Genomic DNA, 13157 nt, shown 5'->3' with positions numbered 1-13157 from the left:
CAGGGGCGGGAAGCGAAAGGGGCATGGGATTCTCCTGATCATTGTTGTTGTGGCCGGATACCACATCGATCAGAGCAAAGGCCGGGCCAGGGATCGGGAACGCGCGTTATAGACGGCTTTGTTGCACGGACTGGGTCGCTGACGGAGCGTGGCTGTATCAGATCTGACACAGTCCGCTGTGACAGTTTGTCTCCTGTTTGGGACGGCATGCGCTGCGCGACTGATTGGCCTATGCTGGCGCAAACCGCTCATGAATCAGCGCGGAGAAAAACAACAATGACGTCACCGCACATCGCTCGGCATGCCCATCAGGTTCTCAGTTTCGGTGAAGGACTGAGCGCGGCCCATGGGCCTGCTTCCGACCCCGCCATCGCTCGCTCCTGGCGGCGTTGCCTGGATCAGCACCGTCTCGACCCAATGAGCGCACGTGCAACCTGCGTAGTCGAGCAGACGCGCCTGCGCGAGCACCGCGAACGGTTGCAGCAGGTGGTCGGTGTGGCGCACTGGCAGATGAACAGCCTGCATCAGCAACTGGGCGGCGCTGGTCATGCGGTCCTGCTGACGGATGCGCGTGGCGTAGTGATCGACAGCGTTTCCAGCGAGGCGGAGCGCACGGAATTCCAGCGCGCCGGCCTGTGGCTCGGAGCTGTATGGGACGAGGCGGTCGAGGGCACCAACGGCGTCGGAATGTGCCTGCTCGAACGCCAGGCCTTGACCATCTGCCGTGACGAACACTTTCGTGGCCGTCATGCCACGCTGACCTGCTCGGCCAGCCCGGTGTTCGATCCGCAGGGCGAATTACTGGCGGTACTGAACGTGTCATCGGCACGCGAAGAGCTGTCGCACCAGCAGCGTTTTCACACCATGGCGCTGACCAATCTGTCGGCGAAGCTGATCGAAAGCTGCTTCTTTCTGCAGCATTGCGAGGGCGCCTATCTGCTGCGCTTTCACGCTCAGCCCGAATACATTGGTCTGCTCAGCGAAGGGCTGCTGGCGTTCGATGGCGGCGGCCGAATAAGCGCCGCCAACGATACGGCACTGGGGTTGCTTGGCGCTCGTCGTAACGCCTTGCTGGGGATGTCGCTGGAGCAGTTGTTGGACATTAGCCTGGACGAACTGCTGCAACGCGCCACACCGCAGCCAGGCACCTGCTGGCCGCTTCGCACACTGGACGGCCAGCTGCTGCACGGCCAGCTACGCGGTCCGAAAATGCGCGTGATTCCGGCTCGGGGCAAATGCGCGGAACCACAAACAGCGGGGTTGTGCCTCGAGGACCCATCGCTGCGAAGCCGCTTTCAACGGGCGCTCAAGGTCATGGAGCGGGACGTGCCGGTGCTTCTGCACGGCGAGACTGGAACGGGCAAGGAGGCGTTCGCCTCCGCTCTTCATCGCGCCAGTTCGCGGGCGCAAAAGCCGTTCGTTGCGCTTAACTGCGCCGCTATTCCCGAAACGCTGATCGAGAGCGAGCTGTTCGGCTATCGCGGCGGCAGTTTCACCGGGGCACGCAAGGAAGGCATGGCGGGCAAGCTACAGCAGGCCAACGGTGGCATTCTCTTCCTCGATGAGATAGGTGACATGCCGCTGGCCCTGCAAACCCGGTTGCTGCGTGTATTGGAGGAGCGCCAAGTCGTACCACTGGGCGCTGTCGTGCCGACGCCGCTGGACGTGCGACTGATCAGCGCCAGTCACCGCGACCTACAAGGATTGGTCGCCGAAGGGCGCTTTCGCGAAGACCTTTTCTATCGCCTCAACGGGCTAACGGTGGAGCTTTCACCGGTACGAGCGCGCAGCGATCGTGATGCGTTGCTTGATCACCTTACCGAGAAGGAGGCACCGGGGGAGGCCGTACAGCTGGACGCCAGGGCGCGTCAGCTGCTCCTTTCTTATGACTGGCCCGGCAACGTTCGGCAGATGCGCAACGTGCTCAGGACCTTGATTGCCTTGGCTGAAAACGGCTTTATCGACGGCGCTGACGTTGAGGCTGTGCTTCCTGCATACCCGCCGTTGACGATGCACGAGCCAGCCCAGGATCCGCTGGGTCAGGCCGAGCGCGACGCCTTGTTAGCGGTTCTCGACGCGCGGCAGTGGCATGTCAGTCGCGCTGCGCAGCAGCTGGGGATCAGCCGTAACACGCTGTACCGAAAACTGCGCAAGTACGGAATCACTCGAAGCTGAGCCGGCACTGCGGCAACACTTGGCGGGTTGTCCCCTGGAGCCCAGCCGCAAGGCAAAAACCCGTACCATATCGGCCACCTGTCTAGCCCCGGTTGGTTGTTCATGCTGTCTGCCGTCAAGCGCTACAAGCTGCTGGTGTCCAGTGCGCTCGCGCGTTGTTTTCCGCGTACCTCTGCGTACGTTCAGTCCGAAGATGATCTGATTCTGCGTCGCTGGCCGGACGCCGGGGTAAAGTCCGGCGGCAAGTCGGGGCATCCAGGCAAAAAGGTCAGGAAAGCCAAGTCAGCCGCTAAGCCAACGCGCCTTGCAGATACGGCTGCCAGTACCGCGCCCAAGGTCGCGTCCAAGCCCCGAACGAAGGCGCGCAAGCCGGCCGGTGACGGTATCTACGGCCCTGCGAAACTCTGCGTGAACGAGCAACAAATCCAGGCCATGCGCCTGCGAGTAGGGCGGGCGGTGGACGCTGGCGTAATCCGAGCGCCGTCCGACGAGCAATGGGCGATGATTCTTGAAGAGTCGCCAGCCACACGGATATTCGCTGGGGCGGGCTCGGGCAAATCCACGACGCTGGTGCTGCGCGTGGTGTTCATGCTCTGCCACCTGGACATCCCGCCCGAGCGGCTCACCGTAATTTCCTTCACCAACGCCTCGTGCGCCGAGCTGCGCGAGCAACTGATCCGAGTGCTGGGGTTCTGGAATTTCGACTTTGATCTGGCCCGCGCACGTCAGTGCGTTCGTACCTTCCACTCGGCCATGGCAGTGCTGGCCAAAGATCTGCTCGGCAAACCGCAGTGGTTCGAACAACTGGACGAGAAGGGGGCTTCGCCTACAGAGCTGGACAACCCGCTCACCGCGTCGCGCTTACGGGCCGGCCAGTTGCGGTTGCTGAAAGAGGCGTACCAGCGCTGTTACGCCGAAGACCAACGTTTCCGAGAGCTGGTGCATACCTTGCTAGGTCTCGCTCCGCCGCCGGAGTCTGGCACCCGGCGGGCGGTTCCGCGTGCGCCCCTGGACGGCTGCAAGCTGGCCGGTGAGTTCAGTACAGCGCCGTTGTTCGAGGCGTTTTATGCCCAAGCCGGCTTCATCGAAAGCATCGGCATTCGCATCGACCAGATTCAACTGACACGGCTGGCGTGCAAGGAACCCGAGCGTAACTTCATCGAAGCGCTTCAGCTGTTCTGGCGGCATTTCCAGAGCGCTCTGGAAGCCCAGGGCTTGATGACGTTCAACGGTGCGTTCCAAGCCCTCACTCAGCAGCTGAACGGCGGTGGCAAAGTTTCCGGCGATGCGCTGGCACCGTTCAGCCATCTGCTGATCGACGAGTTTCAGGATATATCGCCACAGATCGTGCAGTGGCTGCAGGCGTTGCACGGCACCCTTGCAAGACAGGGTGAAACGGTCAGCCTGATGGCTATCGGTGATGACTGGCAGTCGATCTATGGCTGGCGGGGCAGTTCGCCGGAGCTGTTCATGGACTTCGACAAGTACTTTCCGGCCAAGGGCGGGGCGAAGCAAAGTCGTACATTGGTGCTTGAAACCAACTATCGTTCCATCGAACCGGTAATCCGCGACGGCGAAGCCGTGCTGGCGGGCGTTGCGGTCAAACAGGCGAAAGCCAGCAAGGCGAGCCGCCCAACGCAGCCAGGCGATCACGGCGTGAAGCTGATTACCCGTTTCGATATCAAAACCCGTCTGCCCGATCTGATCCGCGATATCCAGACCCAGTGCGACCACGTTGCCGGGCTGCCGAACGCCGACCGCAATGCCGTACTGGTTCTCAGCCGTCGCAACGAACCCTTGCGTGCCATCGAGGCGCAGCTGGATCGCAAACTGCCGGTCAAGGCATACACCATCCACCGCGCCAAAGGCCTGCAGGCGGAAGTTGCGATCATCGTCGATGACTGCCTGCCGAGTGAGCGCCACCCGCTGCGCAGTGCGTTGTACGCCTACAGCGGCTTCTTTCGGAACAGCTATGACCAGGCAATGGCGGATGAAAACCTGCGGCTGGCGTACGTGGCGATCACTCGCGGTGTAAGCCGGGTGTTCTGGTACACGCAGAAAGCGCAGGGTGCGACGCGGCTGCTTGCTGACAAAGGTAAGGCCCGTTAAGCAGCAGCAATTTACAGCTAGGGTTGAGCGTTGACTGATCGATTAAGAACAGGAGCGAATCGCATGTTGAAACTCTGGGGCCGAGCGAACTCGACCAATGTGAAGAAGGCGCTCTGGTGCCTTGAAGAGCTGGATGTTCCCTACACACGAATCGATGCAGGCGGCGCCTTCGGAGTCGTAAGCGAGGCAGACTATATCGCCAAGAATCCTAACCAGCTGGTGCCATGCCTGGAAGACGGCGCGTTGGTGCTGTGGGAGTCCAATGCCATAGTCCGCTATCTAGCCGCTCGTTATGGGGAAGGAACACTCTGGAGCGCAGACCCTGCCGCGCGCGCGGAGGCGGACAAATGGATGGACTGGACCACCTCGTCGCTGGCCGCTCCCTTCCGCACGGTGTTCTGGAACATGGTGCGCACTGCGCCGGATCAACGCGATATGCCAGCAGTACAGGTGGCAATCGGCGAGTGCGGAAGGTTGTTGGCTATCGCTGACCATGCCCTCTCGAAACAACCCTATCTGGGTGGCGTCTCGTTCGGCATGGGCGACATCCCGCTGGGCTGCTTCGCCTACGCCTGGTTCGAGATGCCCATCGAGCGCCCGGACCTACCGCACCTGCGCAGCTGGTATGAGCGACTGCTAGAGCGTCCGGCCTATCAGGCGGCGGTGGTCACGCCACTTACCTGAAGCGTGTGGCTCTGCAGCCAGGCAGGTACGGCGCTCAGCGGTCACCAAAGGCCAGCTCGACCAGTGGTGGCAGCTGCTCACCAGCGAGCCCTGCCAACGCAAATTCCCGCTCGCTGTGATCGGTATTTGGCTGCGGGTTGACGTGGACCACTACGGCTCCGGCCCGCCAGGCCAGTCCCGGGACTTCAGCAGCGGGGTAGACCATCCCGGAAGTGCCGACCGAGATGAGCAGATCGCAGGTCTCTGCGGCAGCGAAGGCGGTATTCAGTGCTTCGGTCGGCAGGCTTTCGCCAAACCAGACGACGCCGGGGCGCAGCTTTGCGCTGCAGGCAATGCAGCGCGGCGGCTCCAGTCGGCGTCCACCTTCGGGCTCGTCCGGCATGCCCAACGGTGTGTTGGGGCGCTCGCCGCAGCTGAAACAACGTGGCTGATGCAGGCTGCCATGCAGGTGAATGACGTCGGTGCTGCCCGCGCGCTCGTGGAGGTCGTCGACGTTCTGGGTGACAAGCGTAAGGCGAGGGACGTGGCGGGCCAGTTCGGCAATGGCCATGTGCGCAGGGTTCGGCTGGGCCTGCAGCACCTTCATCCGACGCCACTCATACCAACCCCAGACCAGAGGCGGATCGGCCTGGAAGGCTTCGGGCGTTGCCAGCGATGCCGCGTCGAAACGCTCCCATAACCCGGTGAGCGAGTCGCGAAAGGTCGGAATACCGCTTTCTGCCGACACGCCTGCGCCTGTAAAAACCACAACGTGCCTGGCGCTGCGCAGCGCGTCGACCAGTGAGGCTGGGATCATGAGCTGACTCCTCTGTGCGGCGATTGAGCTGAAAGCGACCAATACCATTCAAGGCATCCAGGTGCCAAAAAAAAGACGGTCACTCCATAGCGACTGCCAGTGAGGCCATTCGTTACTCAAGCTCCAACGTTTCAGAGTATCGGCGTCGCTACGCTCGTGGGTAATCGCTATGGGCGCGGGCATAGGCAAGACGGCAGCATCGTTAGTAGATGCTGCGGACCGTCGCTTGTATCTCGCCGAACGCAGAGGAAGGGGCCAGGTAAGCGTCGCGGACCTGGACTCACGCACCGTTCTGGATTGACCGGCCCCTGAGGTTTGATAGCGGCTTCGTACGGCTGATGTTCCGGACTGTAGTCACTCCCAATGGGCTGATAGCAGGGAAGGCCGCGGGCTCCGGTGTACAACCGAGGCCCTGATGTCATTTATGAACGAACGGCGAAGCGTCCGCTGAGCGTGCCCAGTCGTGAGGCCAGCGCAGTCAAGCCAACGCTGTCCTGCTCCAGCTTGCTGGCATCTACAGCGTTCTGCTCGGCGATCTGCTGAACGCTCTGCAGGTGGCTGGCGATATCCGCGGAAACCGCAGTCTGCTCATGGGTTGCGGCAGCGATCAGCTCGTTCATATGGCTGATGGATTCGATCTCCTGCGCCATGGATTCCAGCAGCACCGTCGTGTGCTGGCTGTCTTCGACGCAACGGGCCACGCTCTGCCGGCTCACCTGCATCGAATCGGCGGCTTTGCGGCTGCTTTGCTGCAGGCGCGTGATGATCTCTTGAATCTCGCGAGTAGAAGTCGCCGTTTTCTGCGCGAGGTTACGCACCTCATCGGCAACCACCGCAAAGCCTCGGCCTTGTTCCCCGGCCCGAGCGGCCTCGATGGCGGCGTTCAAGGCCAGCAGGTTGGTCTGTTCGGCGATGCTACGGATCACTTCGAGCACGCGCCCGATCTGCTCGGACTGGGCGGCCAGGTCTTGCATGACCTCGTCGGTTCCGTCGATGCGCTGCGCCAGCTGGGCAATTTCCTGACGGCTGGTCGCGACCGATTGCCGGCCCTGTCCCGCCTTCGCGTTTGCGGCTTGTGCCGCTTGTGCCGCCCGATCGGCATGACCGGCGACTTCTTCGATGGCGGTCGACATCTGCTGCATTGCATCGACCATTTGTGCGGTTTCGCCCAGTTGTAGATCGGCACCGTCGCGCATTTGCCGGGTTGCGGCGCTCAGGCTGCCAGCCGTCCCGTCGAGGCCACGCGCATCGATTACCACTGCACTGACCAATTCGGACAGTTGATCAAGCAGGTGATTGAACCGCTCGCCTACAGGTCCGCTGGCTGCGGAGCGATGGTGGAGGTCGATCCGTTCAGGGTTGCGGGTGATCTCGGCCGCAGCGCTCAGCAGCGCTTCGCCTTCGCGCGCTTCGGCATTGCCGCGTATCGCGAGATAAATGAGGATGGCACTTTCAAGTACCACATAAAACGCATGCAGGAAGACTTCACCCCAGGTGCCATGGGGCATCAGGAACACCTCGGCACCTTGCAGCTGTAGTGCAAAGAACGCCAGGTGATGCACCGCGATGGTCGCCGCAGCCACGACGATGGGCAGCCAATCCCGGTAATACACCAGGAACGCGAGCAGGGCGAAGATGCCGAAGTGCATCTCCAGCATGCCGTGCTCCTGGTTGATGTGCAGCGCTGACATGACCATGAACGCAGCGCCGATGAGGCAGCGCATCAGCCGCTCGCCTGAAATCAGTGCGTTGAGCACTGTCATTGCGAGCGCGGTACCGCCACCCACGACGATGGCCTGTGCCCAACTGCCGCTCATTGCTGCCAAACCGAGCGCGTATACGAAGAGAAACCACAGCACGCCGAGCATGATTCGATCGGCCTTGCGGTAGTGGTCTTGCATGGTGAAGGTCGTGCTGTTCATCGAATGCCTCTCGTAAAGCGCTCGGGCGCGCATCGCTATATCGGCTGGCTTTTAACTGGAACTCAGACCGCTCATCGGCTCATGGTCGGTTCGTGGCATGGAAGACTCGGGGTGCTGTGTGGGTGGCGTTCAACCCCGGTTGCCGAGCGCATCGGCCACCCGCAGCGCACTGACCACGCCGTCTTCATGAAAGCCATCACCCCAGTAGGCGCCACAGAAGTAGCTGTGATTCGGGCCGCAGAGTTCATCGGCGCGCTTTTGTGCAGCGATTCCGTCCAGGCTGTATTGCGGATGAGCGTATGTGTAGCGCCCGAGAATCCGCGAAGGGTCGATGAAGCGGGTCTGATTAAGGCTGAGGCAAAACGTTTCCGGCGCTTCGATTCCCTGCAGCAGGTTCATGTTGTAGGTGACCGCTGCCAGCTGCTCGCCCGGACTGCCGAGGCGGTAGTTCCAGCTGGCCCATGCCAGCGGGCGCTTTGGCAACAGCCGGGTATCGGTGTGCAGCACTACGTCGTTATCGGCATAACGCAGTGCGCCCAGAATTTGCTGTTCGGCCGGGGTCGGTGCATTTAGCAGCCTCAACGCCTGGTCGCTGTGACAGGCAAAGATGACTTTGTCGAAACGCTCGGCACCCTGCGCACTGACGACCGTCACGCCCAGGCGATCGCGGTTCACTTCGAATACCGGGCAGTTGAGCCGGACGCGCTGGCTGAAGCTCTGGGTCAGCGGTTCGATATAGGCGCTTGATCCACCCTCGATCACATACCACCGGGGCCTTTGGCTGACCGGCAGCAGCCCGTGGTTCTTGAAGAAACGAACGAAGAACAGAAGCGGGAAACCGAGCATTTCATGCAGCGACATCGACCATATTGCGGCCCCCATGGGCACGATGTAGTGATCGATCAAACGTTGGCTATAGCCGCCCCAACGCAGGTATTCGCCGAGCGTGACGTGCGGGGCTATGCGCTGATTGGCGTAGTCGTCGAGGCTCTCCTTGTTGAAGCGCTGAATGTCGCGAACCATGTTCCAGAAGGAGGGCGACAAGAGGTTGCTTCGCTGGGCGAAAAGACTGTTCAGGTTATTGCCGTTGTATTCCAGGCCGGATAACGGATCGCTGACCGAGAAGCTCATTTCGGTCGGTTTGAAGGCCACGCCGAGACGCTCGATCAGTTCGATGAAGTTGGGATAGGCCCGTTCATTGAATACGATAAAGCCGGTATCGATTGCGTAATCCCGACCCAGCAGACTGACGTCCACCGTATGCGTATGTCCGCCAAGCCAGCCAGCTGCCTCGAACAGGGTGATGTCGTGCTCGCGATGCAGCAGGTGCGCGCTCGTCAGGCCGGAGATACCGCCTCCGATGATCGCCACTTTCATGACTGTTTTCCTTGATCAACGGCGCGCCATGCGCTGGCCCAGTGCGTACTGCAGGCGTGCCGGTGGTAGAGAGGTGGAACGCAGTGCGGCGGCAAACGCCGCCAGAAAGACGATGCCATGCGGTTGCCGATCAAGCTTGCCGGCGATATGGCGTGTTGCCCGTTCTGCTGGCCAGCGCTTGGGCATTGGGAAGCCCTGCTGACCGGCCAATGCCTGACCAGGCCCGCGGCTCGCGCTGGTCAGCCAGAGGCATTGCGACGGGCTCATGCGATTCTCCGGTGTAACCAGCGAATCATTGATCCGACAACGGGAACGTGTTGATAAATCAAGGCGCCTGCGTCGAAATAATCGCGATGACGCACCACTTTGCCAGCCGCATTCCAGCGCAGCATGGTGCAGCCTTCCAGGCTGATGAGCTGGCCTTGATTGAGGCGGGGATGGCGAAAGCTCATGATCCAGCGGAGATAACCTTCGCCTTCCCGCACCTCGTCGAAGGCGAAAAACTCGAAGTCTAGTGACGTGAGGTCGGCGTACAGCTCTGCAAAATAATCATGCAGCTGGGTTAGCCCGCAGATTTCATGCAACGGGTCTGTGAAATGGATGTGGTCGGCATAGAGCTCGGCAAGGCGGTCGAGATTGTGTACATCGAGCCGCGCGAAGTTGGCCGAAAACTGCTGCAGAAAGCCGCTCACAGCGCCTCTCCCAATTGCCTGAATGCTGAAAGCGCACGCTCACGGCTCTTCGGCAGATCGATGATAGGAGACGGGTACTCGACGCCTGCGAACAGCCCGTTCAGCTTCGCTGGGTTGTGGATTCCGCGTTTGTCCAATTCGGCCATCTCGGGCAGCCAACGCCGCAGGAACCGGCCGTCCGGGTCGAACTTGGCCGACTGACTGAGCGGGTTGAACAGGCGGAAATAGGGCACCGAATCGGTCCCCGTCGAGGCGCTCCATTGCCATCCGCCATTATTGGCTGCGAGGTCGCCGTCAATCAGGTGCTGCATGAACCAACGCTCGCCTTCGCGCCAGTCGATCAACAGGTTTTTGCTCAGAAACATGGCGACGATCATGCGCAGGCGATTGTGCATCCAGCCCGTTGCCAGCAATTGGCGCATGGCGGCATCGATGATCGGAAATCCGGTACGGCCCTGCTGCCAGGCCGCCAGCTCATCCGGTGCGTGACGCCAGGGCAGGGTATCGGTTTCTCGCCGGAACCCCCGGCCCATCGAGACGTGTGGATAGCCGACCAGTACATGTTTGTAGAACTCTCGCCAGAGCAGTTCATTGATCCAGGTGACCGCACCCGGATTGCCGCTGTCGTGTTCGCCCCGATTGGCTCTCAAAGCGGCATGCAGGCATTGCCGAGGGGAAATGACGCCTGCAGCCAGGTAGGCGGAAACTTGGCTGGTACCCGGCTCGGCGGGGAAGTCGCGACGTTGTTGATAGTCCGCCAGATCGTCTTCGGCGAACTTTGCAAGGCGAAGTTGGGCGAAGTCTTCGCCAGCCGGCCACAGCGAACGCAGATAGTCGCTGGGTTGGGCGAAACCATCGACTGCTTGCGGCACCGAGTCGCTGACAATCAGCAGCGATGCCTGGCGAGCCGGGACGGGGAGACACGCGGGAAGTGACTGTGTCAGCCGGGCATAACACACCTTTCGAAACTGGCTGAAGACTTTGAAGTAACCACCCGACAGCGTCGTGATGGTCCCTGGTGCAAACAACAGCTGATCAAGGTAGCGACGCATGTCGGTGGGCGTTTTTCGCAGCGCTTCGGCGACCGCCTCGTCACGGCGCTGCTCGTTCACACCGTACTCGTCGTTGACGTGCAGGGTACTGATTTCATGGGTGCGGCAAATATCAACAATCACCGCCGGCACTGCCTGCCAGTCTTCAACGGTGCGGATCAGCAGCGGGACGTTCAGTTCCGAGAGGCGTATCGACAGTTCGGCCAGATTGCGTAGCCAGAAATCGACCTTGCACGGCGCATCGTCATGGGCAAGCCACTGCCCAGGTGTAATCAGATAGAGCGCCACGGTCGGACCGGTGCTCATCGCGGCAGCCAAGGCGGTATTGTCACTGACGCGCAAATCGGTGCGTAGCCAGAGAAGCTGGTTCATTCCCGATACCCTTTGGGATTTTCAAGCAGCGGCCCATCCTGCAGGACTTCGAGGGCGGCGAGGGGGTCGATGGCGAGGGTCAGGCCAGGTACGTCGCGCAGTTCGGCCAGGTGGATGCTGGCTGCAGGCCCTGCCAACAGCAGTGGCATACCGTGCGGGTCGGCCAGGCGCGGCAATTGTCGCTTGAGGTAGCCACTGTCCAGCGACTGGCTGGCATAGAGCAGCAGGCCACGCGGTTTGATCCGTTCCAGGGCCAGCGGCAGTTCCGCCAGCGGCACCGACCACTCGATTACCTCGGCAGGGCAACCGGCGCTGGAGACCAGCCAGGCGCTGAGCCACAAGCCCGGCTCGAAGCGCTGCTCGCATAGGGTCATCAACAACAACGGAGCACCGTTGTGCTGGCGGTTGCTGTGATAGATGCGGGTGCCGAGCTTGGTTCGCAGCCATGAACAGAACAATCCACGCTCGAGCTCCGCGCCGAACGAGCTGGTCCAGCGTTGTTCGAGGCTTAGTAGCAGGGGCATTAGCAGGTGCTTGCACAGGGTAAGCGGTGGATATAGAGACAGCGCACGGTTGAAGCTGTCGTCTAGCTGTCGCTCGGAAAGGTCGGTGACGGCCCGATACATCTGGTCGTGCATTCCGGCCCACTGGTTGTGCTCGGTGGGATTGATGCTCTGGCGTGCATCCAGCAACTGCTTGACCTGACCGACTGCAACGCCGCGGTTGAGCCACTTGAGAATGCTCTGGATGCGCTTGACGTGACTGTCGTCATAAAGCCGATGGCCCTTGGGCGTGCGACGCGGCACGATCAGCCCGTAACGACGTTCCCAAGCCCGCAGGGTGACTGGATTGACTCCAGTAAGGCGTGCTACCTCCCTGATCGGAAACCAGCCGTCGTCACGGCTGAGATCGATCTCATCATCAATAGTCAGGGTCATGTTTAGATGCCGTTGCGTAGGCTGAGGTCTTCGGGATGCGGCTGCATATACACCTGGCTGGCCACGTAACGGTCCGGATGACGGCGGAAGTGGTGCTTGAGCAGCGTCATCGGTACGACAAGGGGCACGATGCCCTCGCGGTATTGGCTGATGAGACGTTGCAGCTCCTGCTTGTCGTCGCCACAAAGATCGTTCTTCAGATAGCCGCTCAAGTGCTGCAAGACATTGCTGTGCGTGCCGCGCGAAGCTGTGGTTTTGAGCGCTGCCATCAGCCGGCTGAAATAGACCGGTGCGAACTCATCCAGCGGCTTATTGCCGACCGTCGCGACCATCCGACCGAGGGCTTTGTATTGCAAGGGGTTGGTCGCCATCAACTGGTACTTGTGTCGCGAATGGAATTCGACCAACGCCTTGCGGGTCAGCCCGGCTTCGAGCAAACGCTGCCATTCGGCGTAGGCAAAGATTCGCGTAAGGAAATTTTCCCGCAGCACAGGGTCGTTTAGCCGGCCATCTTCCTCAATGGGCAGGTCCGGCCGCGCTTCCATTAGTGCATGAGCGAACAGGCCGGAGCCGCCACCATCGATGGGATGCCCATTGGCCTGGTAGACCTTGACCCGCTCCATTCCGCAGGAGGGGGATTTCTGCATCAGGATATAACCGCTGATATCACCCAGTTCGCGGGCGATCTGCTTGCCGTAGGCGGTCAGGGCTTCGCTGACATCCAGCTCCGGGTGCACGGTGCCGACTGCGCGAGGACTGTTTGGATCGCCGACCAGACGGATTGGCTCACGTGGCGTACCGAGACCTATGGCGACCTCCGGGCAGACCGGCACGAACTCGAAATGTTTGGCCAGCGTTTCGCTGCATAGCCGCGATTCCTTATGGCCGCCATTGAACCGCACCGGGCTGCCGAGCAGGCAGGCACTGATACCGACTTTGATTGCGGGACGAGAGGCATTGGGCATGGGGATGACCTCACTGTGTTCCTGTACAGATAAAGGTTTCTGTACAACATGTGGAGATCATAAGCGCTTAATTGT

The 13157-nt window shown here is 61.1% G+C and carries 11 protein-coding genes; 3 read left to right on the top strand and 8 right to left on the bottom strand.

Annotated elements, in window-relative coordinates:
* The first annotated feature begins 276 nt into the window (after nucleotides 1-276).
* The 3 genes from RT21_RS01945 (at nucleotide 277) to RT21_RS01935 (ending at nucleotide 4968) form a co-directional block, all read left to right on the top strand.
* Entirely contained in the window at nucleotides 277-2175 is a 1899-nt protein-coding gene (locus RT21_RS01945) for a sigma-54-dependent Fis family transcriptional regulator (protein WP_046161367.1), read from the top strand.
* Nucleotides 2176-2277: 102 nt separating this feature from the next.
* Nucleotides 2278-4284 (top strand): DEAD/DEAH box helicase, encoded by a 2007-nt coding sequence (locus RT21_RS01940; protein ID WP_046161366.1) that lies wholly within the window; start codon nucleotides 2278-2280, stop codon nucleotides 4282-4284.
* Nucleotides 4285-4347: 63 nt separating this feature from the next.
* Nucleotides 4348-4968 (top strand): glutathione S-transferase family protein, encoded by a 621-nt coding sequence (locus RT21_RS01935; protein WP_046161365.1) that lies wholly within the window; start codon nucleotides 4348-4350, stop codon nucleotides 4966-4968.
* A 34-nt stretch (nucleotides 4969-5002) separates the two neighbouring features.
* On the opposite strand, the gene RT21_RS01930 is transcribed toward RT21_RS01935, so the two are convergent.
* The 8 genes from RT21_RS01930 to RT21_RS01895 all read right to left on the bottom strand — a co-directional run bounded on the left by RT21_RS01930 (nucleotide 5003) and on the right by RT21_RS01895 (nucleotide 13082).
* Nucleotides 5003-5764 carry an SIR2 family NAD-dependent protein deacylase gene (locus RT21_RS01930; protein ID WP_046161364.1) on the bottom strand — a complete coding sequence of 254 codons (762 nt, stop codon included), beginning with the start codon at nucleotides 5762-5764 and terminating at the stop codon, nucleotides 5003-5005.
* Between the two features lie 422 nt (nucleotides 5765-6186).
* Complete coding sequence (locus RT21_RS01925; RefSeq protein ID WP_046161363.1) at nucleotides 6187-7686, bottom strand: methyl-accepting chemotaxis protein; 1500 nt, start codon at nucleotides 7684-7686, stop codon at nucleotides 6187-6189.
* A gap of 129 nt (nucleotides 7687-7815) precedes the next feature.
* Entirely contained in the window at nucleotides 7816-9063 is a 1248-nt protein-coding gene (locus RT21_RS01920) for an NAD(P)/FAD-dependent oxidoreductase (RefSeq protein ID WP_046161362.1), read from the bottom strand.
* Between the two features lie 15 nt (nucleotides 9064-9078).
* Nucleotides 9079-9330 carry a hypothetical protein gene (locus tag RT21_RS01915; protein WP_046161361.1) on the bottom strand — a complete coding sequence of 84 codons (252 nt, stop codon included), beginning with the start codon at nucleotides 9328-9330 and terminating at the stop codon, nucleotides 9079-9081.
* On the bottom strand, nucleotides 9327-9755 hold the full coding sequence (locus RT21_RS01910) for a nuclear transport factor 2 family protein (protein WP_046161360.1): 429 nt from the start codon (nucleotides 9753-9755) through the stop codon (nucleotides 9327-9329). The genes RT21_RS01915 and RT21_RS01910 overlap by 4 nt, the downstream gene beginning before the upstream one ends.
* Nucleotides 9752-11179, bottom strand: a complete 1428-nt coding sequence (gene phrB, locus RT21_RS01905) for a deoxyribodipyrimidine photo-lyase (RefSeq protein WP_046161359.1) — start codon at nucleotides 11177-11179, stop codon at nucleotides 9752-9754. The genes RT21_RS01910 and phrB overlap by 4 nt, the downstream gene beginning before the upstream one ends.
* Nucleotides 11176-12117 (bottom strand): MerR family transcriptional regulator, encoded by a 942-nt coding sequence (locus tag RT21_RS01900; protein WP_177327039.1) that lies wholly within the window; start codon nucleotides 12115-12117, stop codon nucleotides 11176-11178. The genes phrB and RT21_RS01900 overlap by 4 nt, the downstream gene beginning before the upstream one ends.
* A 2-nt stretch (nucleotides 12118-12119) precedes the next feature.
* Nucleotides 12120-13082: a YbgA family protein gene (locus RT21_RS01895; RefSeq protein WP_046161358.1), complete on the bottom strand. Its 963-nt coding sequence runs from the start codon at nucleotides 13080-13082 to the stop codon at nucleotides 12120-12122.
* Nucleotides 13083-13157: the final 75 nt, after the last annotated feature.

Source organism: Pseudomonas sp. 10B238 (genome assembly GCF_000970615.1).
Taxonomy (GTDB): Bacteria; Pseudomonadota; Gammaproteobacteria; order Pseudomonadales; family Pseudomonadaceae; genus Stutzerimonas.
Note: the sequence above shows the minus strand (reverse complement) of the source record. Positions and strands in the feature narration are given on the sequence as shown.

What these genes read in the sequence shown, in the direction of transcription:
- RT21_RS01900 (WP_177327039.1), bottom strand. Translation starts at nt 12,117, where the DNA reads ATGACCCTGACTATTGATGATGAGATCGATCTCAGCCGTGACGACGGC.
- RT21_RS01935 (WP_046161365.1), top strand. Translation starts at nt 4,348, where the DNA reads ATGTTGAAACTCTGGGGCCGAGCGAACTCGACCAATGTGAAGAAGGCG.
- RT21_RS01945 (WP_046161367.1), top strand. Translation starts at nt 277, where the DNA reads ATGACGTCACCGCACATCGCTCGGCATGCCCATCAGGTTCTCAGTTTC.
- RT21_RS01930 (WP_046161364.1), bottom strand. Translation starts at nt 5,764, where the DNA reads ATGATCCCAGCCTCACTGGTCGACGCGCTGCGCAGCGCCAGGCACGTT.
- RT21_RS01925 (WP_046161363.1), bottom strand. Translation starts at nt 7,686, where the DNA reads ATGAACAGCACGACCTTCACCATGCAAGACCACTACCGCAAGGCCGAT.
- RT21_RS01940 (WP_046161366.1), top strand. Translation starts at nt 2,278, where the DNA reads ATGCTGTCTGCCGTCAAGCGCTACAAGCTGCTGGTGTCCAGTGCGCTC.
- RT21_RS01895 (WP_046161358.1), bottom strand. Translation starts at nt 13,082, where the DNA reads ATGCCCAATGCCTCTCGTCCCGCAATCAAAGTCGGTATCAGTGCCTGC.
- RT21_RS01920 (WP_046161362.1), bottom strand. Translation starts at nt 9,063, where the DNA reads ATGAAAGTGGCGATCATCGGAGGCGGTATCTCCGGCCTGACGAGCGCG.
- phrB (WP_046161359.1), bottom strand. Translation starts at nt 11,179, where the DNA reads ATGAACCAGCTTCTCTGGCTACGCACCGATTTGCGCGTCAGTGACAAT.
- RT21_RS01915 (WP_046161361.1), bottom strand. Translation starts at nt 9,330, where the DNA reads ATGAGCCCGTCGCAATGCCTCTGGCTGACCAGCGCGAGCCGCGGGCCT.